The sequence below is a fragment of the Microcoleus sp. CZ3-B2 genome, from assembly GCF_036705055.1.
Classification (GTDB): Bacteria; Cyanobacteriota; Cyanobacteriia; order Cyanobacteriales; family Microcoleaceae; genus Microcoleus.
Map to the genome: position 1 here is coordinate 1 of NZ_JAUBTN010000075.1, position 26462 is coordinate 26462.

Genomic DNA, 26462 nt, shown 5'->3' on the forward strand with positions numbered 1-26462 from the left:
GCTTGGATGTCTCCGATCGACCAACCTCACGAAAACTTCATGTTCCCAGAAGAAGTTCTTCCTCGCGGTAACGCACTGTAATCAGCGCTAGTTATCAAAAAAGTCAACATTCTCAAAGGATTAAGATAAAGCAATTTAGGTTTTATCCTCAATGTTGAAAAAGCTCCCACCAATCGGTGGGAGCTTTTTTGTTTCGCTTTTTTTGTTTCAAAGCCGCGCATTTCCCGCTTGACACCAAACCCAACAGCCGAGCAATCCGTTCAATAGCTCGATCGTCCGCTAGCAACTCGAAGATCGAGCGAAAACCTCGCAGCAGCAGTAATTTGCCCAAAGCTGGCAAAAATATCAATTTGCATTCCCCCAGTTCTAATTCCTTGTGTTATTATAGTAATTGTGATAGCTGGAATGATACTCAGAACGCAGGTTCTTTCAGTAACGCTGGCAATAGCTAGCGCACAAATCCTGACACCAAATCTTGTATTTGGGTCAGGTGCGTTCAAATATAAACCATTTAGTAAAACTTGGAGGTGATGCCCATGATAGAAAGTAGTAAACGCATGGGTCATCAGATTGGAAACTACCGGCTGTGCGCCGGGGCCGCTCACTAGCAGTCAGCCGTCGTTTCCAACGGGAAACGAATTCCACGGGGAACCAGGCTGAGCTAGGGATTCTCCCGGCAGTCAGGTTCTAATCTGAAGACCCGCTAGACCGCTCTCATAAATAGTGTTACATCTTGAGTATTAAAACTTGAGCCTCAACACTATTTTTGAGAGCGGATAGTTTTTTGTAGGATTTTCCGCAGGTGGGCTGTGAATATGCCACACTCATCCCAAAATACCAAAAAAAATATGGCTGACCTACTTAACAAGACGGAAATTCAAGAGCGCGCTAGTCAATTGTCAGGCTGGACAGTTGAAGGCAAGCAACTGCAATGTACCCGTTTATTTAAAGATTTTATCGAAGCGATCGCCTTTGTGAATAAATTGGTCGCCCCCTCAGAAGCCGCAGGACATCACCCAGATATCAAAATCTCCTACAACAAAGTAACAGTTAATTTGACAACTCACGATGCCGGAGGGTTAACTGAAAAAGATTTTGCGCTAGCCCAAGAAATTTCTACGCTACATTAAAACAGTTCCGCTTTGTCCGACAGGAGCCGCTGCATCTAGCGACAGTCCACAATCGCCACAAGCTCGCCAATAAAAAAATCGACTCTGGGTTAAAATCGGGTGTGAGAAAGTCGAGATGCAAAAAGTCCAATGTATAAAAGGCTGTTCGCCATCCTCCGACCATGATCGTATTTGAAAAGCCAGAGTTATTGAACGAGTCTGCTGAAAGAACCGAGCTGATAGAAAAGCTTCTGGATATTGGCGCTGCTCTGTCGAGCGCTCAAGATTTAGGCGGTTTGTTAAATTTAATTTTATCCAAAAGTAGGGAAATTACCAGCAGCGATGCGGGCAGCGTTTACTTAGTAGACCGCAGCGACGAAAAACCTAAGCTGCTGTTCAAGGTAGCCCAAAACGCTTCTAAACCGAGCCTGTCGTTTAAAGAGTTTGCGCTGCCGCTGACAGACAAAAGTTTGGCAGGTTACGTAGCAATTACAGGTCAAAGTTTGAACCTGTCGGATGCCTACGACTTACCCCCAGCCGTACCTTACCAGCTAGATACCAGTTTTGACAGGGATATTAATTACCGTACTTGCTCGGTAATGGTGTTACCGATGCAAAACAGAGAAGGCGAGACAATCGGCATACTGCAACTGATCAATCGCAAAACAAAGGCAGATACGGTGCTGACAGCCGAGAATGCCTGGGAATCGACGCAGCAGTATTCTTTGTGGGAAGAAAGAATAATTCGATCGCTCGCATCTCAAGCAGCAATCTCGATCGAGCGCAATCATCTCCAAGAAAGTATAGAACATTTGTTCGAGGGCTTCGTCAAAGCCAGCGTGCAAGTCATAGAAGCCAGAGACCCCTGTACCTACGGCCATTCAGAACGAGTAGCAGCCCTGACAGTGCGCCTGTCAGAAGAAGTAAACGCCGTCAGCAACGGATGGCTGCGCTCCGTCTACTTTAACAACCGCCAAATTCAAGAAATTCGCTACGCAGCCCTGCTGCACGATTTTGGTAAAATCGGAGTGCCAGAAGCAGTTTTGACCAAACAGAAAAAGCTCTACCCCGCACAGCTAGAAATCATCCGCCACCGCTTTGGCTTAGCTCAGCGGACAATGGAAATGGAATGCGTCCAGTCTAAATATAAATATTTGCTAGAGCATTCAGCCTACCGAAAACATCCCAGCGAAGAGCCAGAGTGCGTTCAATGCCAGCAAATAGAAAAGCTAGACACTAAACTAGCAGAAGTAAAAACCAGATTGGCTCAATATTGGGAAATCCTGATCGAAGCCAACGAACCTCACATTTTGGCAGAAGAACCCTTAGCTCAACTGCGAGAAATTTCTGGGCAAACTTATAAAGATATCGACGGGGCAGTTAAACCCCTGCTGACTCCCGACGAGATCGTGCAATTGATGGTGTCGAGGGGCAACCTGACAGCGGAAGAACGATCGGCAATAGAATCTCACGTAACTCACACTTACGAATTTCTCAGCCAAATTCCGTGGACAAAAGATTTAAAAAATGTTCCCCAAATCGCCTACGGACACCATGAAAAACTCGACGGTACCGGCTATCCGCGAGGACTGAAAAACTCTGAAATCCCAATTCAGGCGCAATTAATGACGATCGCGGATATTTACGACGCCCTGACAGCGGGCGATCGTCCCTACAAACGAGCTCTGCAGACAGAGGCAGCGATGAAAATTTTGCGGCAAGAAGCAGCTCACAACAAAATCAACGCCGATTTGTTAGAATTGTTCGATTGCCGCCAAGTCTTTAGCGTCCTCGGACACAGCTTGGATGGTAAAGTCGCATCAGCCTAGACGACTAGGGCGTGCTGTGCTAAAAAAGTAGAGAGGCGATCGGGCTTTTGGATGCAAGCAGTCAAATCAATCGACAGCCTAAGTCTTGTCAGGTTTTGAGGCAGTCGATGGCAGGGTAAAAAATACGCCCTCAGCAGCAGCCGATCGCATCCATACACTCAGTCAGACCAAAAGAATCAAAAGAAAAAGTGAATTTTAGGTCTTTTTTTGCAGTATGCTAGTGGAGCAACTACTGACGGCATAGAAGACTAGAAAAGTTTCTCTGTAATCGGTGTGAGGATGAGAGTGAATATGTCGAAATTTTTGTGGAGTTACCTATTAATCAGCCCAGCAGTCTTAGGAGCTACCCTAGTAGTTTCTTCGAGCGCGATGGCAGCAAACGCTCAGCCCGGTGCTGATGCGCTCAAGCCTCAAGCTGCCAAAGCTGAAACTGCTGAAACCTCGGAAGCGAAAGTCAATGCTTTAGCAGCGGTTGACGAAACTACCGCAGCAGCCGATCGAATCGCAGAAAATTCCCCAGCCGCTGGCATAGAAACAGAGCCAGCGATTGCAGCTTCAGGCACGGCTGCAACAGAAAGCGCGATCGCCACAGCCAACACAGCCCCCGCAGCGGAAAATCCCGAAGCGGCAGCACCAAAACCTGCAACTGAATCTCTAGCAGCAGTTGAACCCACAGTCGCTCAACCGTTAGAAAATTCAGCGGCTGCGAAACTAGAAAATCCAGCCCCGACAGCTACGGCTATCCCAGAGATCCTCGGTGCAGTTCAATTAGAAACTACCGCCCCGGCAGCGGCAGCCCCGGCAGAACAAACAGCACAGGCTGAACCTGTAGCCCAAACTGTCGCACCACAAGCTCAAAACCCAGCCGCCACATTAGAGCAGCTCAATCAGTACAGCAGCGAAGGTGCAGCAGGTGGCGAAACTCAAGGTCAAGTCACCTCAGTATCTCAACTTTCTGACGTGCGGCCTACAGACTGGGCATTCCAAGCACTGCAATCCCTAGTCGAGCGCTACGGCTGTATTGCCGGGTATCCCGACGGCACCTTCCGCGGCAACCGGGCAATGACCCGCTACGAATTCGCAGCCGGTTTAAACGCTTGCTTAGACAAGGTTAGCGAGCTGATCAGAGCAGGCAGCGGCAACTTAGCTACGAAAGATGACTTGGCAGCCCTCCAACGGCTCCAAGAAGAATTTGCAGCAGAACTGGCAACCCTGCGCGGCCGCGTCGATGCTCTCGAAGCTCGGACATCCGAACTCGAAGCCAACCAATTCTCAACTACTACCAAACTGACTGGGGAAGCAATTTTTGCCCTCAGCGACGACTTTGGCGGCAACGATGGCTTGTTTGGCAGAGGCAATGACAGAATCATCGGCAAGGGTAACAATGAGACCGTCTTCCAACAGCGGGTACGTCTCAACTTAAATACCAGCTTTACCGGCAGAGACTTGTTACTTACCAGGCTTCAAGTCGGAAACGGTCAAAGATTTAACCTTGGGGCTACCAGCGAAGGCACTCAAACTTGGAACGTAGTTGGCAGAACCGACAACGTTGTTGCCCTAGACAGCTTGCTATACAAGTTTCCTGTAGGTCAAAACCTGAACGTTACCTTGGCAGCTAACGCTGGCGTTTGGGACGACATTATGCCGACTGTCAACCCTTACTTTGAAGACTATGACGGTGGCAACGGCTCCCTGAGCGCCTTCGGACAGCGCAACCCGATTTACCGCTTGGGTGGCGGTGCGGGTATCGGCTTTGACTATGCCTTCGGTGGCAGGGGCTTGCTGGGCGGCGTGTTCGGCCCGACTTCTCTGTCCTTCGGCTATTTGGCCTCAAGTGCAGCCAGTCCTGCTAAGGGTTCAGGCTTGTTCAACGGCGACTACGCCGCGATGGGACAGTTGACTTTTACCCCCGGACGCAACTTGCAAGTTGCTTTCAACTACAACCACGGTTACTTTAGCCGAGGTAACTTCGGGTTTGACAATGCTTTGGGAAGCGGCCCCGATAATCTCGGCGGTTTCACTGGTACCGGTGTGGCTAATTCCCTCAACGGTTTGAGTGACGGCTTCCCCGGTTTCCGGGCTCGCAAAGTGGTCAGCAACTCCTACGGCGCTCAGGCTTCTTTCCGTCTCAGCCCGAGATTTATAATTGGCGGCTGGGGTGGTTTAACGAATGCTCGCATTCTCGGCATCGGCGATGCGAAAATTTGGAACTACGCTGTCACCTTGGCTTTGCCTGATTTAGGAAAAGAAGGCAACTTGCTGGGCTTTGTGGTAGGTCGCGAGCCTTACTTGGATAAACTTGATGCTCCCGGCAATTTGGATAACTTCAAAAACGATACTTCGTGGCACTTTGAAGGTTTCTACAAGTTCAAGGTTTCGGATAACATTGCTGTGACTCCGGGCGTAATTTGGATTACTAACCCCAATCAAAACAATCGCAACGATGACATCATTATTGGTACTCTGAGAACTACTTTTACGTTCTAAGAGCCGATTAGAGGAGGCAGGACGGGTCATACCATCTCTGCAACTCTAGCCAAATTTAGCCCTGCTTATTGCAGGGCTTTTTTGTGAGGTGGACGAATAAGGAAATTAATCCCTTCAAAAAACTTGCGAGAAGCCCCTATTTTGCAGAGGGCTAAACGTTAAAGGTGACACCTTCTTCACCTGACTCCAAAACCCGAAAGTCTAATTGCTCAAAGAAGCGATCGCGCGATCGCATCTTATACATCTTATTTAAAAGCTTTTTTCCCCACCTTCCTCTTCCACCAGCACCCCAAGCCAAAAGCTAAACCAACACCTGCGATCGTACTAGGTTCCGGCACAGTTTCAGACTCAGACTCGTACTCATAGGTGAAAGTAAGTGTTGAATCAGCCGCGACTGTGCCCGCGTAAGTTCCAGTTCCAGGCGTTCCTAAAACTTTAACAGTACCCATTGCCGCAATACTAGCAGCAATTAAATCCCCCGCACATCCACTAAACATATTTAGAGACTGCGGCGAACTGTAACTCCTTGAAACAATACCACTCGCACTCCCACCTCTAGCCCCCGCAGCCCCCGATTCAATACTCATGGACGGCGGATTTGCAAACAAACTCAAAACCAAATTGGGGTCAGCTTTTAAACTCGGTAAATTCACAGCAATCTGAGCATTCGTTACCGCAGTACCAGTAAAATTGCTAGCAGGAACAATACCGATCTCGCTGTTAACCGTTGACTGAACTGTAACATAAGCCTTTAACAGCGTCCCCAACAGCGAATTAAACTTAGGAAACACCCCATTCAGCGTACTATTAACTGGCTGCTGCTTCAAGTTTACCGTATAAGTTTGCGTGAGAACAGCAGCTTGTACAGGAATTGCCAACTCATTGAAAGCCAAGCTAAGAGCCCCAGAAACAACCGCCATTCCTAACTTTTGATATCCGTTCATTGCGACACACTCCTAAATAATCACTCATCTTTCCAATCCGTAAGTCCTGTTTAACTGCCAAACAGTAGGTAAAACTTAGAAAAATCGATAAACATCGGCATATTTTTTAACGTCCAATGAACAACAATAGAGAAAAGATAACTTAAAACCCAGACCGTATAAGCTATGCAAAAAGGAGCATAAGCAGCCAAAGTCCAGCAGTCTGAAGGCTCTTCCCAAATCTGTTCTCGCCGCAGCAAACGAGCGTAAAATTGAAAAGACCTCGATCGCAAATTGTTAATCCCAGTCAAAGCAACTAGCAAATAATAGCCATCAAACTTATTCAAAGGGTTGAGGTTAAAAACTACAGTTACAAGCGTAGCTACCATCAGCAAATAGCTAGCAAAATGCCAACCAGGGTTAGGCTTAGACAAAACCCAAACCCAAACCGAAAAAGCCCAGATAGCCACCTGCACCAACACGCCTGCTGCTACTACAAAAACGCGCTGCTTCCGCCTCACTAAACTGTACTGATCTGTGGTATCTGTATAGCAGCCCGGTATCAAGCACAAAAACAGCAGCCCCATTTCTGGGACAACACCGCCGTAATGCTTCAAAGTAAAAGCGTGACCTAATTCGTGCAGACCAACTACTAGCATAATCAGTAGCACAAATGTTACCAGAGTTGTAAATTCCCCTGTTGCCCAAACCTGTTGATTGGAAGCAGAAACCTCGTCACCCAAAGCCAGCCATACAGCCAGAGAAGCACCGATTAAAACACACAGAAAAAAGCTCAATTGCCACGTCCAAATCCAGCGGAGTTTAGCTGTGTGTTTGGTTAGCCAAGCATCGGGATTGAACAGGGGAATTTGGAAAGACAATAATTGCTGAATGTTGAATCTGTTTGGGGGTGGTTTTTGAGGTTGGGTGCCCTCTAACATTCCCGTTTCTGCTAGCATCCGCAGCAAGTATTGCAAATCCTCCAAAGTAATGTCATATTCCGATGCGATATCGCCGATCGGCTGGAAGCCAAACTGTGACACTACCTCTTTGTCAGAAATGTCAACTTGCAAGCAAGTTACGCCTTCGGAGTTGCGGAGTATCCAATAGCCGTCTGGGTGCGGTATCCACTGTACCGTTGATTTGAGTTTTGGGCCAGAAAAAATTGTTCGAGAATCTTCACTCGGATTTTGAGATATAGATTTCTCCTTTTCCCTAGTTAAGTCGGGGCACAATTTTTCTTGACTTTCTATGCGTGCAAATTTTTCACCATTTTGGATGATGTTGGGAGTTATAAATTGTAGGCTGCACAGAAAAACATTGGCAATGTCAGCAATTTGTATTTTGCTATACATAGAACCGACTTTGTATTGATTAATACCCAAAGCAAGATTGTGTTTACAACTTGCGATCGCTGCATGATTTATATGGCACTGTTTAATTAGCTAATTTGCAAATTTACGTAGTTAACTAATATACTCAATTAACTGCCTGGGTTTTCAAGGTCACTACTAAACGGGGGCTTAAGTGTATGGGTTGGCATTCAAAAGGCTTTCAAGTCCGCAAGAATAAAGGGGTTGAGAATTCTCCCCCAAAAACTCCTCGCCCGCAAAAGACATTCATCCTGGAACGAATTATCACCCCCAGCGCCCTAGTCCCCGGTGGCGTGCATGACTCTGACGCGCTGCACCAACTCCTCAACTCTCTATCGCTGCTCAGTTTTGACTTTTCAGACTGGGCAAAAAAAATTAATGACGAGGTGGCGCTTACACCTTTACAGCCAAAACAGCATCAGGTAATAACGAAGCAGGTTCAGCGAATCAATACACCTTCAGCATCGCCAATTCCGAACTCAATTCCACAGATTCAGACACCGTACTCGTTGGAATTTCAGTAGAATCAAAAGACAATCAAAAACTCCCCGAACTACCCGAAATAGATAAACTCACACCAATTTCCACATCAACCAACACAAACAGTAACTACTCCCTATTTTCCATCAATCGTTCTGGCTTAAACCTACTGAATATCAACAGCGCATCGAGGGTTGCATACACTCTAAAACTGAACGTAGCAGGCGACATCAACAGCGACGGCCGAATTGATACAACAGACAGACAACTCCTAAATAACGCTCTAGGCCTCACAGCAACAGACCCCGGTTATACAATTGACCTCGACATCAACCGCGATGGAATCATCAACTCAGTAGACCAAACTCTCCTCAACAGCAACTTCGGCTTCATTGCCAATAAGCCGCCTGTCACCTCGCCATTTTCAACCAGTACCCACGCAGAATTGGAGACAATCATACCCTTAATCGGTAAAGCAACAGACCCCGAAGGCGACTCCATCTCCTACAACGCACTCAATCCAGTTAACGGTACGGTGCTGTTCGATTCTATTACTAAAACCGCTACCTTCAAACCCGCACCAGGATTCTCAGGTATTGCCAGCTTTGAATTGGCGGCCAGCGACGGCTATAACTGGGGAGTACCAGCCAAAGTAACAGTTAACGTCAGCGGAGCCCCGCTACTTTCCTTAGACTTCGCCAATCGCAACCCTCAGCTTGATGCTGGAGACAGTACAGAATTGATAGTGCTAGGCGACTTTGCCGACCAAAAAGGTGTAGTGCTGCCAGATTCTTACTTAACATACACTTCGTTAAATCCAGGTGTAGCACCCATTGACGCTTTCGGGAAAGTGACAGGTTTAGCTGACGGAACTTCAATTTTTAGCGCCTCTCACAACAACATTCAAGCCGTGACTGCGGCGCGAGTAGGCGAACTGCCAATTCCTGCCAGCGATGACGAGTGGAATGCGCTACTGGCAGAGATTTACGGTTTGGATGTTTACCCGCAAGCAGTAACATTAACAACAGGAGTAAAGCGCTCATTACTGGTAGGAATTGAAGGTCTTACTGACTCTCCAGACCTGAAATTTGGCTCTACTGGCACTCGCTACTTCGTCAGCAACCCCAATGTATTGCAAGTGAATTCAGACGGCGTAATTACTGCTGTAGGTGAAGGAATTGCCAGCGTCACCGTCATTGACGGAGCAGCAGAAAAGGTAGTTCCAGTGCGGGTAAAAACGCCTTTGATGGGCCCTGCTATTTTGGGAGTTGATGGCGGAGTAGTGCAAAGCAGCGACGGCTCAACAGTAATGGTAGCTCCTACTGCTTTAAAGCAAGATACAACTGTTAGCATCACGTCGTTAAGCAGCGCTTCACTGCCACTACCATTCCCCGACAGCATGGAATTTGCGGGGGGATTTAATTTGGACTTGGGGAACACCCCCTTGAATATACCCGTCCAATTGGCAATTCCCGCCCCAGTTTGTACCAATCGGCACCGAAGTTTTATTTATGCGGAAGGGGTCGCTACCGGACGCTGCTGATAGCTGGAACGATACTTGGCTGATACAAGAATCAGGAGTAGTAGGTGCAGACGGCTTCATTCGTACCACTTCGCCACCTTTTCCAGGAGTTACTGAAAGCGGTACTTATACAATTGGATTATTGCCCGCAGGAATGCCATCAGTCAGTTCAATTGTTAAGGCAGGCACAAAGGCTAATTCTGGACTCATCAACCTTTCGAGTAACCTCAACTTTGAGAATAGCTATTTAGGAGCACAAACGGGTGGAATTGGTGCAGTCTCCGCCACAGAAAATCAATTCGAGGCGACAACATCACTATTAGCTTACTTGGCGCAATCTTCAAACAAGCCACTATCAGTAATCGGAATTCCCAAAGTTGGGGAAACTGTCGTCACTACGGCTCAGGTACAACTGAATACACAAGGAGTTCCTACAATTTCGGCAGTTCTCAATGGGCCGGATACTGGGCTAGCAGTTCCCCTAGAACCGCCGTCGCTGGAGTCGGCCCAACTGGAGTTCTCCAACAGCGAGCCTGTGATATTCTTGACAGGCAGCAATTTCCTCAATGGACTCAACGGCAATCTGGGCGCGAGTTTCGGGGATTTGAATGTTGACTTTAAGGTGTCCGGTAAGAGTTACTCTGGCATTGTTGTGCCGGGACTCAGTAGTTCGCTGGGAGAAAACCGCTATAAAGTGGCGGTCAAAGCTCCGATTAGCGTACCACTGGGCGAGTCGGAAATTGTACTGTCGCGGCAGCAGAAAGAGCGTTTTGGTCCAGGCCCTCTTGATTCTGATGTGGTCAAGCGTTCGAGTTTTGAAGACCTTCAGTTAGAGCCTGTATTTTCAGATTTGATACTGGTAGCACAGCGGAGTGCTGACAAAATTAGGGTAATTGACGCTCTGAGTTCAGTTCAGAGTCCGCCGAACCCGCAACAGAAGCCTCCCAAGGATTTATCGGTGGGGACATCAAGCGTCACAGACCGTCCGGGACAGTTAGCTGTCACCAGTAATGCGACTCGCGCTTATGTACCTTTGGAGAGGACGGGGCGGGTGGCTGTGGTTGATTTGCTGGCGCGACGGGAGGTGGATGCTGATGCTTCGACAGCAGATGTCGATGATATTAATTTGCCCAGTGGTGCGTCTCCTGGGGCGATATCTATTGACCGCTGGAATAATTATGCTTACATCGCGGACTCGGGGCGGGGAAGCATCTATGTTCTGGATGTCAATCCTGACTCGGCTAGCTATAACCAAGTTGTCCAGACTATCTCAGTTGATGCGAAGTCAGGGCTACGCCAGATTGCTATTAGCAGTGACGGGCGCAAGCTGTTCGCTACTGCGGCTGATGGTTATATTTACGCTGTGAATATTGACCCAGAAGACCAGCCTAGGGTGCCGAATTCTAATCCTCGGAAGTGGTGGGAGCAAATTGGAAAGGTTTTGACTCCTACAGGGGCTTGGGGGTTGGCTGCAACTCCTGACCCGCTCAAAATGGTTTTTACCAATGGTAACCCGAACACAGACGGAAGCGGTTTTGGGGTGCTGACGGTGAGTGATAACCCTCTCAATTTGGCTCCCACAACTCTCTACACGAATTTAACCCTGACTGATAATAACAATGTCTTTGAGGTGAATGAGGGGGTGGCTGTAACGGTGACGGCTGATGGAAAGTATGCGTTTGTGGCGGGTCGTAACAGTAAAAAAATCCTTGAACTTGATGCCAATCCGCTGGCGGGGGGAAATATTGGGATTATTAAAGATCCGTTGGGGCCAAATCCGAAATTAGTTGCTGCTACTGAACCGGTGCCGGGGAGTTTAACTAATAATGTGGCTCTTTCTGGTGATGGGAAGTATCTGATTGGTTCTTATCCTACTCTCAGTGGTGGTGGAAATGCTTACGTCTTTGATGTGGAGGAAATTATTAAGACTGTTGAAAATCCTGCTTACGCTTTGACAACGCGGGCTGTTGAGAAGTTTAATCCGAATATCATACCAACAGGTGCTATTCCGGCTGTGATTGCGATCGGTGGTAATCCTTTGGGGTTGATTGCTGCTGCTCCCGATGATCCATGCTTAACACTCATAGAGAAAATTATAGCTCTTGGTAAAGAGTTGAAAAAACGCTTCGACGATCTGCGCTTAGACGATCAGGATCTTTTTAATCGGCGTTATGAAATTACCGATCCTCCAGTCCCGCGAATTCCTCCCTTATCAGGTCGCCGGACTACAGTGACTGGCGACCCGGGTTCTTGGAAGGGACATATAAAGAAGTACAATGAAGTGAAAGATGATTTAAAAAAATTGCTCAAGGAACGTGAAGAAATGGACAATTGTGATGATTATGATCCGGATGGATACGGCGGGTCTACAATGCAGGATGCCTATGACCAAGCTTTGGAGTATAGTCAAAAACAACCTCCTGAAGAGCCAGATATCAGAAACCGAAGTACCTTACTGGCACGGGCAAATGAGCTTGGCGCACAGGTAAGAGACGGTGCTTTATGGGTAGCAGCGGGGGTAGGCGGAGCTGTTCTGATCGCACTGGAAGTAATTGCAAGGCTTCTAGGGTTAGACTTACGTTTTAGGCCTTGATAGACACGATCATTTATGACAAAACAAAACTGTTTGGAACTTGATTTTTCTTGGAAAGATGGGGAAAGCTCGGAGTATTTGGAAGCTTTGTCTTTACCCACTTTACCGTGGGCGGCTCCTTTCCTACCGTTGCTGGGATTGCCAAATGCTCTATTAGAGCAACCATCTATATGGGAGTCAATTTATACCCAGGCTTTTATTGAGCATAAGACTCGCTATCGTATGAGGGATTGGACAGGCACACATGGGGAGCGAGGCGAGCTTGTACGGCAGGTAATTGTGAAGGCGTTGCCCCTGCTAGCACAGCAGATGGGACGGAATGTGGCAATTGATTTAGAGAAATGGGTCAGGTTTCACTTCTTCTGTCTTGAAGCCAAAAGAGCGATGAGAGAGTGGGAAAGAACTCTTCGGATTGCCTATTTTTCGCCAAATTCCCGTAAGTATCAGAGAAAAATTCCTCCACCCGCCGTCTTAGTGCCGATATTGCCAGAAATTCAGGAATTGGTGGATTTAGATCGCAGAACCGAGATCAATCATGCTTTGGAGCGTGTTGCCCCACCACCTCCATACGAGCAGATTCCCTACGAATATATGGAACATTGTTATGAAATGACCATGATTTCGGTGGTACTCGATCAAGCGCTGACTTTGAAAGCTTTGCAAACAATTGCCTCTAGACTCAATGACACGGAACGTTCAGAAGTGGTAACGTGGGCGCAGGCTCAAGCTCTGATTATGTATAGAGATGGTAAGCCAGAGAATCTGTGTGGAGATAAGTATTTGCAAGTTGAACTTCCCTGCTTTGATGTTCCATCATTACTTGATTTTTCTACTTTAGATGAGAGTGCTTGACGGAAGCCACCACGAGGATAAGGCCGTAGATTAACGATCGCTACTTAATATAATGTGCAGTCAATCAACTAAAATAATTAGCGATCGCATCTCATTTTACTCATCATTAGAGGTAAACAGAACCATGAGTAAGGAACGCGCGTTGGAATCTTTAATAAAGGAAACTAATGCGAATTTCATTCGATCTTGATGATACCCTTATTTGCGGGGAACAGGTTCCATGTGAACCCAATCGGATACCATTTTTTTTTCAATCCGTGGATTAATGAACCGTTGCGGCTAGGGTCATGCAAATTGATGAAAGAATTGAAGCAATACGGGTGTGAAATATGGATTTACACATCTTCGTATCGTTCCCCTTGTTTGATCCGCTTGTGGTTGCGTTGTTATGGCATTCATGTAGCAGGGGTTATTAATCAGACTGTCCATAATGCCTATCTACGTCGCTATTCAGGCTACGATCGACCAAGTAAGAACCCTAAAGCCTTTGGTATCGATCTGCATATAGACGATTCTGAAGGAGTAAGATTGGAAGGGAAAAAGTATGGTTTTGAAGTTGTGGTGATTTCCCCAGAAGATCGCAATTGGAATCTAGAAGTTCTTGAAGCTGTTGTGCGTCAGTTGAATCCCTGAGATGCCTATCAAATTTACGAATAAAATTTTTAGTCAGGAGATTATTACTACGAATAAAACTTTTAGTCAGGAAATTATTACTCTGCTGTTAAAAGGGGGTAGCAGGAGCTGTTACGATCGCATTGGAAGTAATTGCAAAGCTGCTGGGGTTAGTATTGCGTGATGTCTTTATAGACACTATTATTTATGACAAAACAGAACAGTTTGGAACTTGATTTTTCTTGGAAATATGGGGAAAGCGGAGAATATTTTAAGGTTTTGTCTTTACCAACTCTACCTTGGGCTGCTCCTTTTCTACCGCTGGTGGGATTGCCAAATGCCCTACTAGAGCAACCGTCTATCTGGGAGTCCATTTATACCCAGGCTGTTATTGAGGATGAGACTCACAATCGCATGAGGGATTGGACAGGAAGTCCAGACGGGGAGAGGGGCGAACTGGTACGGCAGGTAGTCACGAAGGCGTTGTCGCTGCTAGCACAGCAGATGGGACGGAATGTGGCAATTGATTTAGAGAAATGGGTCAGGTTTCACTTCTTCTGTCCTGAAGCCGAAAAAGCGATGACAGTGTGGGGAATTACTCTTAGGTATGCCTATATTTCGCCAAATTCCCGTCGATATCATAGAAAAGTTCCTCCACCCGCCCTCTTAGTGCCAATATTACCAGAGATTGCTGAACTGGTAAATTTCGCTCGCAGAACCGAGATTAAAGACGCTTTGAAGCGTGTCGCTCCGCCCCCCCCATACGAGCAGATTCCATACGAATATATGGAGCATTGTTATGAAGAGTTGATGCTATCTCAGGTAATCGATCGATCGCTGACGTTGAAAGCTTTGCAAACAATTGCTTCTAAACTCAATGACACGGAACGTTCAGAAGTGGCGATGTGGGCGGAGATTCAAGCTCGGACTATGAGTAGATATGGTAAGCCAGAGAATCTGTGTGGAGATAAGTATTTGCAAGTTGAACTTCCCTGCTTTGATGTTCCATCATTACTTGACTTTTCTACTGTAGATGAGAGTGCTTGACGGAAGCCACCACTCCTGATAAGACTGTGGATTAATGAGCGATACATACGATCGCCCTGCGAGCCTCTTTTGCAATGAATTTATGAAAGTCAGTAAACTCCAGTGGAGAACCGGGGTATAATCAAAAGTGAGGAGTGAGAATTTGGAACTCAAAATTGAGAATGATTCTAAAATCTGACTTCGGAGTTGAGAATTCTGGAACTTTCAAGTGCAATTATGGTAGAACTCTCGTGTAAAAGCGAATACGCAATCTTGGCTTTGCTGGAACTGGCTGATTGCTACTCAGAAGGCGAGCCTCTGCAAATTCGCCAGATAGCGGCTCAGCAAAATATTCCCGATCGATATTTAGAACAGTTACTGGCTACAATGAGACGCTGCGGGCTGATTCGCAGCCAGCGAGGAGCTAAGGGCGGTTATATCTTGGCCAGGGAACCGTGGAAAATTACATTGCTGGAAATTATTAACTGTCTCGAAGGCTCAGAATTAGATCGCTCCCAAAAAGACTCGCCGGCTCAAACGGTAGAAAGTGCTGTAATTTGGGAAGTTTGGCAAGAAGCGCGATCGACTGCCAACTCGGTTTTGCAAAAATATACGCTACAGGATCTGTGCGAAAAGCGCAATGGCAGGCGACAGCTCGATATCATGTATTACATCTAGTTACTATTGCCAACGAGCAATTAACAATTTACTCTCAACAAACAGACAAAGATTATGCGTATTGCTGGCGACATTACAGAATTGGTCGGACACACACCCCTGGTGCAACTCAACCGCATTCCCCAAGCCGAAGGCTGCTTGGCTCGAATCGTGGTCAAACTCGAAGGCATGAATCCGGCAGCATCGGTAAAAGACCGGATTGGTGTGAATATGGTCAATCAAGCCGAGGCCGAAGGGCTGATTACTCCAGGAAAAACGGTTTTAGTGGAACCGACTTCTGGCAATACCGGAATTGCTTTGGCAATGGTGGCGGCGGCGAAGGGCTACCAGTTGATTTTGACAATGCCCGATACGATGAGTACGGAACGCCGATCGATGCTGCGAGCTTACGGAGCCCAACTAGAACTGACTCCCGGCATTGAGGGCATGAGCGGCTGCATCCGCCGCGCTCAAGAGATTGTGGACCAAACTCCCGATGCGTATATGTTGCAGCAGTTTCGGAATCCAGCCAACCCGGAGATTCACCGTTCGACAACGGCTGAGGAAATTTGGGCAGATACCGACGGTGAGGTGGATTTCCTGATTTCTGGAGTCGGCACTGGCGGCACGATTACGGGTGTTGCAGAGCTACTGAAGTCGCGGAAACCCGAGTTTAAGGCGATCGCCGTTGAGCCGGCCAACAGTCAGGTACTGTCGGGCGGAAAGCCCGGGCCTCACAAAATTCAAGGTATTGGTGCGGGTTTTGTGCCGCCGGTGCTGAATGTGGAGGCGATCGACGAGGTGATAATTGTTACCGATGACGAGGCGATCGCCTACGGGCGTCGCCTAGCTAGAGAAGAAGGACTTTTGTCGGGTATTTCCAGCGGTGCGGCACTCTGTGCGGCCTTAAAAGTCGGCAAGCGTCCAGAAAATGCCGGGAAATTGATCGTGATGATTCAGCCTAGCTTTGGCGAACGCTATCTGAGCACTCCCTTGTTCCAAGATCCAGAACTCAATCTAGCGGTGGCTGTCAACTAAATCAGCTTCCGGCGCAAGTCGCAGCAACTTTTAGCAGGGCGTAGAGTTTACGCCCTGCTGTTGTTTGTAGTGAGGAATGCAAGTCCTGATTAATATCAAATTTGCGGAAAGAATATTGTCGGCGATCGCAATTGTGCCAGCCAGAGGAATGCAAGTCCTGTTTAACTCAAATCCGTCAAGAGAAGACCAAAGTCGGATGCTGCGAACTTTTTCAAGACTCAATATTTTTATAAAATCGATTTATAATAATTTGAAAACAAAAGTTTTTTACCGACAACTTTTGACATTTATATCAAATAAATAACTAATACTCTAGCAAAAAATGATATTTTTGTCAAGCACTTTTTCGCAGATTATCTAGATTTCAAGGAAATAAGAGCGTGTCTTCCGTTAGCAATCACTACAAAACCCTAAAAATTAGCCCAACAGCAACACAAGCCGAGATTAAACAAGCATACCGCCGTTTAGTCAAATTATTTCATCCAGACAGCCAGAGTAAAATAGCCGGTCACGAAGAAATTATCCGCCTCAATGCAGCCTATGAAATATTAGGAGATGCCAAGCAAAGACAATCCTACGATCGCCAAATTTCCCCAGAAAGCGAAGAATTGCGATCGCCCAGCACGTCCAACTTCAGCCGCCAGCGACAACAAACAGCGCGGGATGCCGACGAACAAATGGAACAGTGGCTGATTAAAGTATATAAACCAGTCAATAGAATGCTCAACAACATTTTGAAGCCGCTGAAAAAGGAAATAAACGAATTGTCAGCAGATCCGTTCGATGACGAACTGATAGAAAAGTTTCAAGCCTATATCGATACCAGTCGCGAATTTCTTGAAAAAGCTCATAACAGTCTTAGATCGATGCCCAATCCATCTAATCTAGCCGGAGTAGCAGCCCATCTTTACTATTGTATCAATCAAGTCGGCGATGGCATAGAAGAATTGCATTTATTTACCCTCAATTATGACTATCGCCACTTACACACAGGTCAAGAACTGTTTAGAATTGCCTCTAAACTACGACGGGAAGCACAGGATGAATTAAAAATGAGAACTTAGTTAGTTGAAGGAGAATGGGAGAGGGGGAGAATGGGAGAGGGAGAGGGGGAGAGGGGGAGAGGGGGAGAATGGGAGAATGGGAGAGGGGGAGAGGGGGAGAGGGGGAGAATGGGAGAGGATTGCCCAATTACCAATTACTAATTACCAATTACCAATTACCAATTACCAATCCCTCCGCTTCGCGCTCGCCCAATTCCCAATTCCCAATCCCTCCGCTTCGCGCTCGCCCAATTCCCAATTCCCAATCCCTCCGCTTCGCGCTCGCCCAATTCCCAATCCCTCCGCTTCGCGCTCGCCCAATTCCCAATGACTAATGACTAATGACTAATGACTAATGACTAATGACTAATGACTAATGACTACTAAATCCCAAAAAGAACTTGAATTCGTTTCCTAATTTTAATAAAAGGAGCTTGTTCTAGAGAATCACCATATAACAATCCTAAATCTCTCAAAGCTTGCTGGCGTTCCGACAACTTTCGAGCAATCTGATCTGCTAAATTCGGCTGTTCAATTAAAAGTTTTTGCAAGTCGTGGCGTTCCACCACAAACAAAATTGAATCTTCGCTAGTTTTAACAGTCGCCGTTCTCGGAGTTCCCAACAGCAAAGAAATTTCCCCAAAAAACTCGCCCTCGTGAAGCGTCGCAATATACTGATCTGTTTTTTGAGAAATAACTTCTACAGCCCCGGAAAGAATAATATAAAAAGAATCGCCAGGGGCATTTTCTTTACAGACAATCTGTCCCGCTGGAAACATTTGTCGGTAGCCATATTCAATTAACTGTCGCAGTTCTAAATCCGTACACTGTTCAAAATAAGTAACTCGCCGCAACAAGTCTCGCAGAGTCCAATTATTAGGTGCTTTACCAGGGGTGATATGTTCAGAAATGCTGGAATTAGATTTGAGTTCGGCTAAATTTTTAGTATTTTGCGGAACAACTTTTCCATTGGAATGATCGTCTTTGTTGTGGTGAAAAGCTTGAGTTAACTCCTGGGGGTTTCGCAGCCATAAATCGTGCTGGGGAAAGGGAATTTCGATATTTCGGTGGCGCAATTCGTAATCTATTAAAAAATTGATTGCACTTATAATGGCATCGCTTTCCTGTGGCTGATCGATCCAAACTAAAAGTTCAAAATTTAAAGCATTGTCTCCAAAACCGCTAAACCATACTTTAGGAGAAGGATGGGACAAGACATTCGATGCCATCCGCGCCGCAACTAATAGCGCTTCAGTAACTATTACTGGGTCAGTGCCGTAAGCAACGCCGACGGGGATGTGAAGGCGGCATTTTGGGTCTCTGTAACTCCAGTTAATAATGTTAGTTTCGACAAACCTGATGTTTGGTATTATTACAAATAATCCATCAATTGTTTTGATAATTGTGGAGCGGATAGAAATATTTTCTACTGTTCCTAATAGGCGGTCAATTTCAATAAAGTCTCCGACTCTAATTTGCTGCTCGAATAGCAGGGTGAGACCGCTAATAAAATTGCTGGCAAGATTTTGCAACCCGAAGCCGAAACCAATGCCCACTACGCCAGCTAAGACGGTGAGAGAAGTGAGGTTGATGCCGGCAGCTTGCAGGACGAAAATACAGCCGAGAGTTGCTAAAATATAGCTAATGATGGTGGCAATTGATTCTCGGCTGCCACGATCAAATCTCATCCGAACTAGGAGGCTGCGCTTGATTCCTTCGCTGACGATCCGAGCTACAATGAAGGCAAATATAGCTAAGATTATTATTTTGACGATCGCACTAACGGACAGATGAGTGTCGCCGATATAAAATAGCGGAGTGCCCATCGCAGCGGATAAATGTTGAAAAAAGCGATCGGCTCGTACAGTAATCCAATTCATGAAGATTTCGTCATTCGTAATTAGTTTTACTCGCAACTGAACCGGAAACTGCTAACTATTGCAGAGCTTAGGCGAAAAACTATAACTGGGGAGTTCCCTGTGTTGCAAAAAGTACGCGCCGCGCAGCTATCCCTCGCGGGGCCAATCGAAAATGGGATAACCCATCCGTTAGCAACGGATGAGGAGAAACTGTTTTGTAGCAGTAGCAGTATTTTCTGTATTTTCTGCCCGATATCTGTGTTGTGGCGCACAATAGGCCATGCTACTCTCGCGGCGACTGGTTGGCAATATCTCGAAAATTGGTATAAATTCAAGTAAAGCACCCTCAAGTAATCGAAAAATTCCCGTAAAAATTAGTTTATCCTTAAGAAGTCAGTTCTTTACAGAACTTAACAAGCTTATCCTAATTGACTTTTATGCAGTGCATCATCAATCGTCGAGCACAGTTTTCGGCGAGTCATCGTTACTGGCTACCGGAGTTGAGCGAAGCCGAGAACTTTGAGCGGTTTGGCCCAACAGCCCGCGCACCGGGACACGGACACAATTACGTTCTTTACGTTTCCATGATAGGAAAACTCGACGAGTACGGCATGGTGCTCAACCTGTCTGATGTCAAACACGTCATCAAGCGGGAAGTTACCAAGGATCTCGATTTTTCCTACCTTAACGAAGCGTGGCCGGAATTTGAGCAGACTCTGCCAACTACCGAAAACATAGCACGGCAAATTTGGCTGCGGCTAGCTCCTCATTTGCCTGTGAACAAAATTCAATTGTTTGAACACCCGGAACTTTGGGCTGAATATTTAGGAAACGGCATGGAAGCTTATCTAACTCTGTCAACTCATTTTAGCGCCGCCCATCGGTTGGCTCGTCCCGATTTGAGCTTTGAAGAAAACTCGGAAATTTATGGCAAATGTGCTCGTCCTAACGGTCACGGTCACAACTATCATTTAGAAGTGACTGTGAAAGGGGAAATTGATCCGCGCACTGGCATGATTGCTGATTTGGGAGCTTTGCAAAAAGCTATTGACGATTATGTTGTGGAACCGTTCGATCATACTTTTTTAAATAAGGATATTGCTTATTTTGAGAAGGTTGTGCCGACGGCGGAAAATATTGCGGTTCGGATCGGGCAATTGTTGCGATCGCCCGTGAGGGAATTGGGCGCAGAGTTGCACAAGATTAAGCTGATTGAAAGTCCGAATAATAGCTGCGAAATTTTCGGTGCAGATTTAGATGCAGCGGATGTCGCGCGCCAGCAACCGTCAGCGGTTTTAGCTGGGGTTTAGAGTTAAAAATCGGTTTTTTTGGGGCGGTTTCACCCGGATTTGCGGCTAATTGTGCAGATTGGTGAAGCCGCCCCAACGATTAAATTGGACGATCGCATTTTTGGCAATTTACCGACAATTCAGGCGATCGAAGTTGCTTGGGGCGGGACAGGTTTATGGATATTTTGGTTAGGAAGTTAAGATTTTGGGAAGGGGCGCAGAAAAGGCTGTTGATGATTCCGAAGGCGATTTCAGCCGGATCGGGTACCAGAATAAATTCTTTCACCGAAGTTATACAGCTACAATTATTGGTACTTTTCCTGACAAGTCAGACACAGCCCGTATTTTGGAGATAGTAGCATCATCGCCAGCATTCCTCATCTCAGTTATTGTCAATGCTGAGAATTTGAGGTCGATCGCTGACAAACAAGCACTAATTTCTCCTAGGTGAGTTGACGTTTATGCGAGTCTCAAATGTAGCTCTTTTGACTCTGGCCGCCCTCGCATCCCAGAATGTAACAGCTAATACTAGCGCCGCTCCTGCTGCACCTCCCGTCTCTGGAGGGATACCGCAGGCCAGCAAATTTGTTGATGCCATAAATAATATCGCCTCCCGTCCGGCGGAGTCAATGAGCGCGCCGGAGACGATCGCCCACGAACAATTTTCCCCGCGAATTGCGGTAAAATCCCCTGCAGGTTTGCTAGTAGCCGCCGCCGGGCCGGAGTTATCTCCAGCAGTAAAAACCAAGGCGAATACTGCTGCTAAATCCGGCGATGAATTAACACAATCTTTACAAGAAACCTGGCTGGCTAAATTAATTGCAACCGGAGTTGAAAGCAATCCCCAAGTTCGCGACGCTTTCGATTTTCTTGCCCTGCGTACTGACAGTAATGCTGAATCTGGATATGGTTTTAATAACACCATAGCTCTGCTGAATATTTTGCTAATTCTTGGTACTATCTTTCCACCGGCGACACTTGCCTTTTTTTGGACGTTCCGGCGACTGGTAGTCAGACAGTTGGTTGCTGATGCCAATCAAAGATTGCAAGGAATCGGCGTGTTGGAATCAGAGCTAATCAATTCTAGTCAACTGACTCAAAAGTTGAGAGATGAATTAGAGTCGCAACTGAGTGCAGCTAAACAATCCATTGATTTTTTAAGTAGAGAAACTGAACTTTCCAAATCTTCCGTCGAGCAAATTGAGACTCTCAAATCTCAATTTCTCATGCACCTCCAAGTTTTGTTAACAGAAGTTTACGAGAAAAAATCTGAAATTGTTCAAGAAATATCCCAACTTCCCGCAGTTGTTGCCAAAGAAGCTGTCAAACTCGCACCTCAACCGCAGTTAAACAATTCGCAAAATTCGGAAACAGCACCTGCTAGCGAAGCAAATATGATTGCTGATGATTACATCAAGCAAGGTGAAGGGCTTTATTTTCAAGGCAATTATGATGAGGCAGTAGTCTGCTTTGAAAAAGCTATTTTAATGAATAAGAATGTGGATGAGGCTTGGTATTGGCGCGGAAATGTGTTAATAAAATTGCAGCGCTATGAAGAAGCGATCGCCTGTTACGACCAAGCAATATCGATGAAACCGGATTGTTGGGAAGCGTGGTATAATAAAGCGAATTTGCTGGCAAAATTGCAGAAGTACGAAGAGGCGATCGCCTGTTACGAGCAAGCAAGTGCCAGCGAGTCCCACACATACGCCTGTTGGCACAGCATAGCAGCTTTGTTGGGTAAACTGCGGCACTACGAAGAAGCGATCGCCAGTTACGATCGCGCCCTCGCCATCAAAACAACCGACAGCGAAATCTGGCACAATCGAGGCGCGATGCTGGGCAAAATACAGCAAAACGCCGCAGCAGTTGATTCCTACGATCGCGCTCTTGCCCTCAATCCCAACAGATACGAAACTTGGTACAATCGAGGCAATGTGCTGTGGAGATTGCTCCGCTACATTGATGCTGTTGATTCTTACGATCGGGCTTTGGACATCCGAGCTGACAAATACGAAGTTTGGTACAATAGAGGCGCAGTGCTCGGAAAAATGCAGCGCTATCAAGAGGCGATCGCATCCTACGACAAAGCAATTGCGATTAAACCCCAGGATTTTGAAGCGTGGCACAACCGAGGTACAGTTTTCGAGAAACTCTCGCAATACGAAGCAGCAATTGGATCTTACTCCGAAGCAATTAAGCTTAATTCCGAGTGTTACGAAGCTTGGTTTGGTAAAGCCGAAGCCTTAGCAAAATTGCAGCGCCCAGAAGAAGCAGTCGCAGCTTACCAAAAGGCGATCGCGATTAAGCCAGAATCCTACGATGCTTGGCACCAAATGGGTACAGCTTTATCAGAATTAAAGCGCTACGAGGAAGCAATGGCAGCTTACGATCGTGCGATCGCCATCAAGCCCGAAAATGCCGAAGCTTGGCGCGATCGAGGCGCAATTGCCTCATAATTCAAGCAGGATTGAGAAGGATTTGTTACGAGCAAAAAAACAATCAAAACTAGCCACAATCCGATTAACTTTTCGGATATTTATATCAATATTTAAAAGTATTGATATAGCCTTTCAAGCTCTCGTATAAGGCATAGGGCATAGGGCATAGGGCATCGGGCATCGGGCATAGGGCATCGGGCATCGGGCATCGGGCATCGGGCATCGGGCATCGGGCATCGGGGATACCTCACTTTTTTGAGAACCGCTATACACCTAAATTCTACCAATTGAATAAATACTTGCCGATCGAGTTATAGCCTCCTTAATAAGGGGTGGGTTCTATGTAGCAATTATTTTGCAAGAGGGTATTATACCGAATAATCTCTATATAAACGGTGGTAGTATACGATCTATTGTCGCGGACTAAAGTCCACACTACGAAACATTTTTGTTATGCTAATCGATCGCACTTGATCTTACATGATTTCCCCGGCTCTTCCAAATGAACCAGTTATTTCAAGTGATTTAGGATTGCTATAAATCTTAAAAAATCCTCCTGAAATAGATCGAAGCAATAGAAATATATAGGTTAGCTATTGGCACTCATAGCAATCCGCGATCGCCAGGATTTTTCCAGCAAACAAGTATTAATTTTGATGCTACTTTTTTGTAAACTTCGGGAACATTCATCGAACATTCTCCTTCTTGATTATTAACAGGACATCGAAGCGGAATACAGTTGCCAGAAATCGCAACAGCCTAAAATGTACGGAGAGATTACCGTATAGGGACAAACAGCAGACTAAATTTTGACATAAATGTCCGGTTTTTTTCTGCAAATCAGTTAATTTAAAAACCGCAATCTAACCCTGAAGAATCTCTACAGGTGCTTCTACCAAAAGCAAAAAAAAAATAACCTGTGGAGTTAAAAAAAATGGCAAATATAACAGGAACTCTCGGCGCAGACGTGATACCGGGTCTTTTACCAGACGGTCGTGTAATTAGCCTGGGAAACTTACTGAGCGACGATACCATCAGCGGCCTTGACGGCAATGATGCAATCAATGCACTAGACGGAAACGATCTACTTTTCGGCGGCCCCGGCAACGATTTTGTTAACGGCAATGAAGGTAACGACAGCGTTTTTGGCGGCAAAGACGACGACCAAGTTTACGGTGGTAAAGGCAACGACTTAGTTAGAGGCGACATCGGCAATGACAGCGTTTTTGGCAACGACGGAAACGACAGTATGTTCGGTGGTAAAGACAATGACACGATGTTCGGCGGGAAAGGCAACGACTTGATCCTAGGCGACCTCGGCGACGATGTACTTTACGGCGACCTCGGTTCTGATACCATGAGCGGCGGTGGCGGAAATGACATTTTTGCGATCGGGCGAGTCGGCGACGGCAAGCCCACAGCCACCACAGGCGGCCCCGGAGTCTCCGATGCCGACATGATTACCGACTTCCAAGTCGCCGGTAACGATGTCATCCAACTGTTCGGCGGCCTGCAATTTAGCGATTTGCAATTCATCGACGGCACCGGTTCCAACGGCATCAGCATCGGCAATACCCTCGTTCGCGATACCGGCACCGGCGAGTATTTAGTCAACATCCAAGGTTTGACAGCAGCCCAACTGAGCGCGAACCCAGCTTGGTTCCAATCGGCTGGATTCCCGACACCAACCCCGACACCGACACCAACGCCTGCACCGACACCGACGCCTGCACCGACTCCTGCAAGTGTCTTCAGCTTTAGCACAAATAATTACTCTACTCCCGAAGGCAGTCCCGCTACAGTCACAGTGATTCGCACGGGCAATACTTCCGCTCCTGGAAGCATTAGTTTTGGTACTGTTGACGGTTCAGCACTTTCTACCGGCTCGGCTGCTGACTACACTGCTACTACAGGAACTCTGAACTTTTCGGCAAATCAAACTAGCGCGACTTTCACTGTCGCGACTCTGAACGATGCTATTACCGAAGGGCCAGAGACGGTGAATGTATTTCTCAACAGCGGTAATGTGGGTACTGTCAATCCAGCCACAGTGACGATTTTTGATGCTTCAACGTCGGTATCGCCGACTCCGACTCCGACTCCGACTCCTGCACCGACTCCGACGCCTGCGAGTATTTTCCAGTTCAGCCAGCAGAGTTACAGCGTCAACGAAGGCGGCCAGGCTACGATTACAGTTACTCGTACCGATGGCACTGGTGCAGCAACAATTAACTACGCCACTGTTGACGGTTCGGCAATTTCTAGCGGGACTGCACCTGATTACAGTGTGGCGGCTGGTTCGCTGAATTTTGCTCCGGGGCAAAATAGCGCTAGTTTCACGATTTCGGCTCTGAGCGACATGATTCTGGAATCGCCGGAAACGGTGAATTTGGTACTCAGCGGCGGTAATGTGGGCAGCAATCCATCAATCTTGACGATTCTGGATGTGCCCCCTGTCCCGACTCCGACTCCGACTCCTTTTCCGACTCCGACTCCTTTTCCAACCCCGACTCCTGGAACCGCAACAGCAACCGAGTTTGTTTTTAGTGCTGCTACTTTCAGCACCAAGGAATCATCTGGCTTTGCTACGGTGACGGTGAATCGTGTCGGCCCTAGTACGGCTCCGGCAAGCATTAGCTTTGGTACTCTTGACGGCACCGCATTATCTACTGGGAGTGCAGTTGATTACTCCTCTGCTTCTGGTGTACTAAACTTTGGCCCTGGGGAAACTTCCAAGACGTTCAACGTCTTTGTTAATCCTGATAGTGTGCCTGAAATGACTGAGACTGTTAACCTATTTCTCAACAACGGCCCAGTCGGTACTCCCTCAACAGCAAGGCTAGATATTCTTGACGGTAGTGCAGGTGCGTCTGGCAATGTCTTCCAGTATAGTGCGTCTAATTACGGCCCTATCGGCACTCAGGGCGGTGGTACAACCGTTACAGTTACCCGTTCAAGTGGCTTAGGTGCAGCATCGGTTGACTATATTCTTCTTGCGGGTACTCCCGGCAGTGGGCCTGCACCTGTATTTGGTACGGACTATGCGCTTACTCCAGGCGGCCCAACTGGCGGCACCCTGTCCTTCACCGAGGGCCAACTCAGTCAAACCTTTACGGTTCAAGACAACGCATTTACTACCAATGATGGAACTGTGCGTTTAGGTCTTGCGAACCCGACTGCTGGCTACAGTTTTGGTTCCACAGCAGCAACAAGCATCACCCTGATCTAAAGCTGTTAGTAGGGCGAGCAATTTTTGCTCTACTAATATGTTTCTTGGGTACAGTCAAACCCTTTTTGTTTAAGGTTTGTCTTCTAAATTTTTCCTCTTT

23 protein-coding genes are annotated in these 26462 nt (G+C 46.8%); 17 read left to right on the forward strand and 6 right to left on the reverse strand.

The annotated features are described in order from the left end of the window. Positions 1-148 precede the first annotated feature (148 nt). Positions 149-349, reverse strand: coding sequence for a hypothetical protein (locus QUA97_RS24590; RefSeq protein ID WP_194070688.1), 201 nt, complete (start codon positions 347-349; stop codon positions 149-151). 499 nt (positions 350-848) lie between these two features. On the opposite strand from QUA97_RS24590, the gene QUA97_RS24595 reads away from it, so the two are divergent. The 3 genes from QUA97_RS24595 (at position 849) to QUA97_RS24605 (ending at position 5425) form a co-directional block, all read left to right on the forward strand. Next, positions 849-1130, forward strand: a complete 282-nt coding sequence (locus QUA97_RS24595) for a 4a-hydroxytetrahydrobiopterin dehydratase (RefSeq protein ID WP_194070689.1) — start codon at positions 849-851, stop codon at positions 1128-1130. Between the two features lie 161 nt (positions 1131-1291). Next, a complete protein-coding gene (locus tag QUA97_RS24600; RefSeq protein ID WP_194070690.1) occupies positions 1292-2938 on the forward strand; it encodes an HD family phosphohydrolase in 1647 nt (548 codons plus the stop codon). A 291-nt stretch (positions 2939-3229) separates the two neighbouring features. Beyond that, positions 3230-5425, forward strand: a complete 2196-nt coding sequence (locus tag QUA97_RS24605) for an iron uptake porin (RefSeq protein WP_194070691.1) — start codon at positions 3230-3232, stop codon at positions 5423-5425. Positions 5426-5670: 245 nt separating this feature from the next. On the opposite strand, the gene QUA97_RS24610 is transcribed toward QUA97_RS24605, so the two are convergent. Then, positions 5671-6369 carry a PEP-CTERM sorting domain-containing protein gene (locus QUA97_RS24610; RefSeq protein ID WP_333196721.1) on the reverse strand — a complete coding sequence of 233 codons (699 nt, stop codon included), beginning with the start codon at positions 6367-6369 and terminating at the stop codon, positions 5671-5673. A 50-nt stretch (positions 6370-6419) separates the two neighbouring features. Beyond that, positions 6420-7703, reverse strand: a complete 1284-nt coding sequence (locus tag QUA97_RS24615) for a M50 family metallopeptidase (protein WP_333196723.1) — start codon at positions 7701-7703, stop codon at positions 6420-6422. 176 nt (positions 7704-7879) lie between these two features. Here QUA97_RS24615 and QUA97_RS24620 point away from each other — a divergent pair, with 176 nt between their 5' ends. The 8 genes from QUA97_RS24620 to cysK all read left to right on the forward strand — a co-directional run bounded on the left by QUA97_RS24620 (position 7880) and on the right by cysK (position 16501). Then, a complete protein-coding gene (locus QUA97_RS24620) occupies positions 7880-8245 on the forward strand; it encodes a hypothetical protein (protein ID WP_333196725.1) in 366 nt (121 codons plus the stop codon). 185 nt (positions 8246-8430) lie between these two features. Further along, complete coding sequence (locus QUA97_RS24625) at positions 8431-9744, forward strand: Ig-like domain-containing protein (protein ID WP_442922587.1); 1314 nt, start codon at positions 8431-8433, stop codon at positions 9742-9744. Beyond that, positions 9713-12316, forward strand: a complete 2604-nt coding sequence (locus tag QUA97_RS24630; RefSeq protein WP_333196726.1) for a beta-propeller fold lactonase family protein — start codon at positions 9713-9715, stop codon at positions 12314-12316. Before QUA97_RS24625 ends, QUA97_RS24630 begins: the two co-directional genes overlap by 32 nt. Before the next feature lie 15 nt (positions 12317-12331). Beyond that, positions 12332-13168: a hypothetical protein gene (locus QUA97_RS24635; RefSeq protein WP_194070695.1), complete on the forward strand. Its 837-nt coding sequence runs from the start codon at positions 12332-12334 to the stop codon at positions 13166-13168. Between the two features lie 297 nt (positions 13169-13465). Next, positions 13466-13801: a hypothetical protein gene (locus tag QUA97_RS24640; protein ID WP_228050321.1), complete on the forward strand. Its 336-nt coding sequence runs from the start codon at positions 13466-13468 to the stop codon at positions 13799-13801. A gap of 186 nt (positions 13802-13987) precedes the next feature. Continuing rightward, positions 13988-14827 carry a hypothetical protein gene (locus tag QUA97_RS24645; protein WP_194070696.1) on the forward strand — a complete coding sequence of 280 codons (840 nt, stop codon included), beginning with the start codon at positions 13988-13990 and terminating at the stop codon, positions 14825-14827. Between the two features lie 216 nt (positions 14828-15043). Continuing rightward, on the forward strand, positions 15044-15484 hold the full coding sequence (locus tag QUA97_RS24650; protein WP_194070697.1) for an Rrf2 family transcriptional regulator: 441 nt from the start codon (positions 15044-15046) through the stop codon (positions 15482-15484). A gap of 54 nt (positions 15485-15538) precedes the next feature. Beyond that, a complete protein-coding gene (cysK, locus tag QUA97_RS24655) occupies positions 15539-16501 on the forward strand; it encodes a cysteine synthase A (RefSeq protein WP_194070698.1) in 963 nt (320 codons plus the stop codon). 30 nt (positions 16502-16531) lie between these two features. On the opposite strand, the gene QUA97_RS24660 is transcribed toward cysK, so the two are convergent. Then, entirely contained in the window at positions 16532-16723 is a 192-nt protein-coding gene (locus QUA97_RS24660; protein WP_333196730.1) for a hypothetical protein, read from the reverse strand. Positions 16724-16881: 158 nt separating this feature from the next. Between QUA97_RS24660 and QUA97_RS24665 the strand changes: the two genes are divergently transcribed. After that, positions 16882-17565, forward strand: coding sequence for a J domain-containing protein (locus QUA97_RS24665; RefSeq protein ID WP_194070700.1), 684 nt, complete (start codon positions 16882-16884; stop codon positions 17563-17565). 162 nt (positions 17566-17727) lie between these two features. Here the strand turns inward: QUA97_RS24665 and QUA97_RS24670 are convergent, their stop codons facing one another. After that, the gene (locus QUA97_RS24670; protein WP_194070864.1) at positions 17728-17865 is read right to left on the reverse strand and encodes a hypothetical protein; all 138 of its coding nucleotides are present in this window, start codon (positions 17863-17865) and stop codon (positions 17728-17730) included. A gap of 62 nt (positions 17866-17927) precedes the next feature. Further along, positions 17928-19424 carry a cyclic nucleotide-binding domain-containing protein gene (locus tag QUA97_RS24675; RefSeq protein WP_194070856.1) on the reverse strand — a complete coding sequence of 499 codons (1497 nt, stop codon included), beginning with the start codon at positions 19422-19424 and terminating at the stop codon, positions 17928-17930. Positions 19425-19840: 416 nt separating this feature from the next. Here QUA97_RS24675 and QUA97_RS24680 point away from each other — a divergent pair, with 416 nt between their 5' ends. The 5 genes from QUA97_RS24680 to QUA97_RS24700 all read left to right on the forward strand — a co-directional run bounded on the left by QUA97_RS24680 (position 19841) and on the right by QUA97_RS24700 (position 26362). Continuing rightward, entirely contained in the window at positions 19841-20713 is an 873-nt protein-coding gene (locus QUA97_RS24680; protein ID WP_333196734.1) for a 6-carboxytetrahydropterin synthase, read from the forward strand. Between the two features lie 18 nt (positions 20714-20731). Next, positions 20732-20893, forward strand: a complete 162-nt coding sequence (locus QUA97_RS24685) for a hypothetical protein (RefSeq protein WP_333196736.1) — start codon at positions 20732-20734, stop codon at positions 20891-20893. A 4-nt stretch (positions 20894-20897) separates the two neighbouring features. Next, positions 20898-21143, forward strand: a complete 246-nt coding sequence (locus tag QUA97_RS24690) for a hypothetical protein (protein ID WP_333196738.1) — start codon at positions 20898-20900, stop codon at positions 21141-21143. Positions 21144-21153: 10 nt separating this feature from the next. Beyond that, complete coding sequence (locus QUA97_RS24695; protein ID WP_194070858.1) at positions 21154-23151, forward strand: tetratricopeptide repeat protein; 1998 nt, start codon at positions 21154-21156, stop codon at positions 23149-23151. Positions 23152-24067: 916 nt separating this feature from the next. After that, positions 24068-26362, forward strand: a complete 2295-nt coding sequence (locus QUA97_RS24700; RefSeq protein WP_333196741.1) for a Calx-beta domain-containing protein — start codon at positions 24068-24070, stop codon at positions 26360-26362. Positions 26363-26462: the final 100 nt, after the last annotated feature.

Excerpts from the sequence above, each read along its gene's own strand:
- QUA97_RS24595 (WP_194070689.1), top strand. The coding sequence starts at position 849 with ATGGCTGACCTACTTAACAAGACGGAAATTCAAGAGCGCGCTAGTCAA.
- QUA97_RS24600 (WP_194070690.1), top strand. The coding sequence starts at position 1,292 with ATGATCGTATTTGAAAAGCCAGAGTTATTGAACGAGTCTGCTGAAAGA.
- QUA97_RS24605 (WP_194070691.1), top strand. The coding sequence starts at position 3,230 with ATGTCGAAATTTTTGTGGAGTTACCTATTAATCAGCCCAGCAGTCTTA.
- QUA97_RS24610 (WP_333196721.1), bottom strand. The coding sequence starts at position 6,369 with ATGAACGGATATCAAAAGTTAGGAATGGCGGTTGTTTCTGGGGCTCTT.
- QUA97_RS24615 (WP_333196723.1), bottom strand. The coding sequence starts at position 7,703 with ATGTATAGCAAAATACAAATTGCTGACATTGCCAATGTTTTTCTGTGC.
- QUA97_RS24620 (WP_333196725.1), top strand. The coding sequence starts at position 7,880 with ATGGGTTGGCATTCAAAAGGCTTTCAAGTCCGCAAGAATAAAGGGGTT.
- QUA97_RS24630 (WP_333196726.1), top strand. The coding sequence starts at position 9,713 with ATGCGGAAGGGGTCGCTACCGGACGCTGCTGATAGCTGGAACGATACT.
- QUA97_RS24635 (WP_194070695.1), top strand. The coding sequence starts at position 12,332 with ATGACAAAACAAAACTGTTTGGAACTTGATTTTTCTTGGAAAGATGGG.
- QUA97_RS24640 (WP_228050321.1), top strand. The coding sequence starts at position 13,466 with ATGAAAGAATTGAAGCAATACGGGTGTGAAATATGGATTTACACATCT.
- QUA97_RS24645 (WP_194070696.1), top strand. The coding sequence starts at position 13,988 with ATGACAAAACAGAACAGTTTGGAACTTGATTTTTCTTGGAAATATGGG.
- QUA97_RS24650 (WP_194070697.1), top strand. The coding sequence starts at position 15,044 with ATGGTAGAACTCTCGTGTAAAAGCGAATACGCAATCTTGGCTTTGCTG.
- cysK (WP_194070698.1), top strand. The coding sequence starts at position 15,539 with ATGCGTATTGCTGGCGACATTACAGAATTGGTCGGACACACACCCCTG.
- QUA97_RS24675 (WP_194070856.1), bottom strand. The coding sequence starts at position 19,424 with ATGAATTGGATTACTGTACGAGCCGATCGCTTTTTTCAACATTTATCC.
- QUA97_RS24680 (WP_333196734.1), top strand. The coding sequence starts at position 19,841 with ATGCAGTGCATCATCAATCGTCGAGCACAGTTTTCGGCGAGTCATCGT.
- QUA97_RS24695 (WP_194070858.1), top strand. The coding sequence starts at position 21,154 with ATGCGAGTCTCAAATGTAGCTCTTTTGACTCTGGCCGCCCTCGCATCC.
- QUA97_RS24700 (WP_333196741.1), top strand. The coding sequence starts at position 24,068 with ATGGCAAATATAACAGGAACTCTCGGCGCAGACGTGATACCGGGTCTT.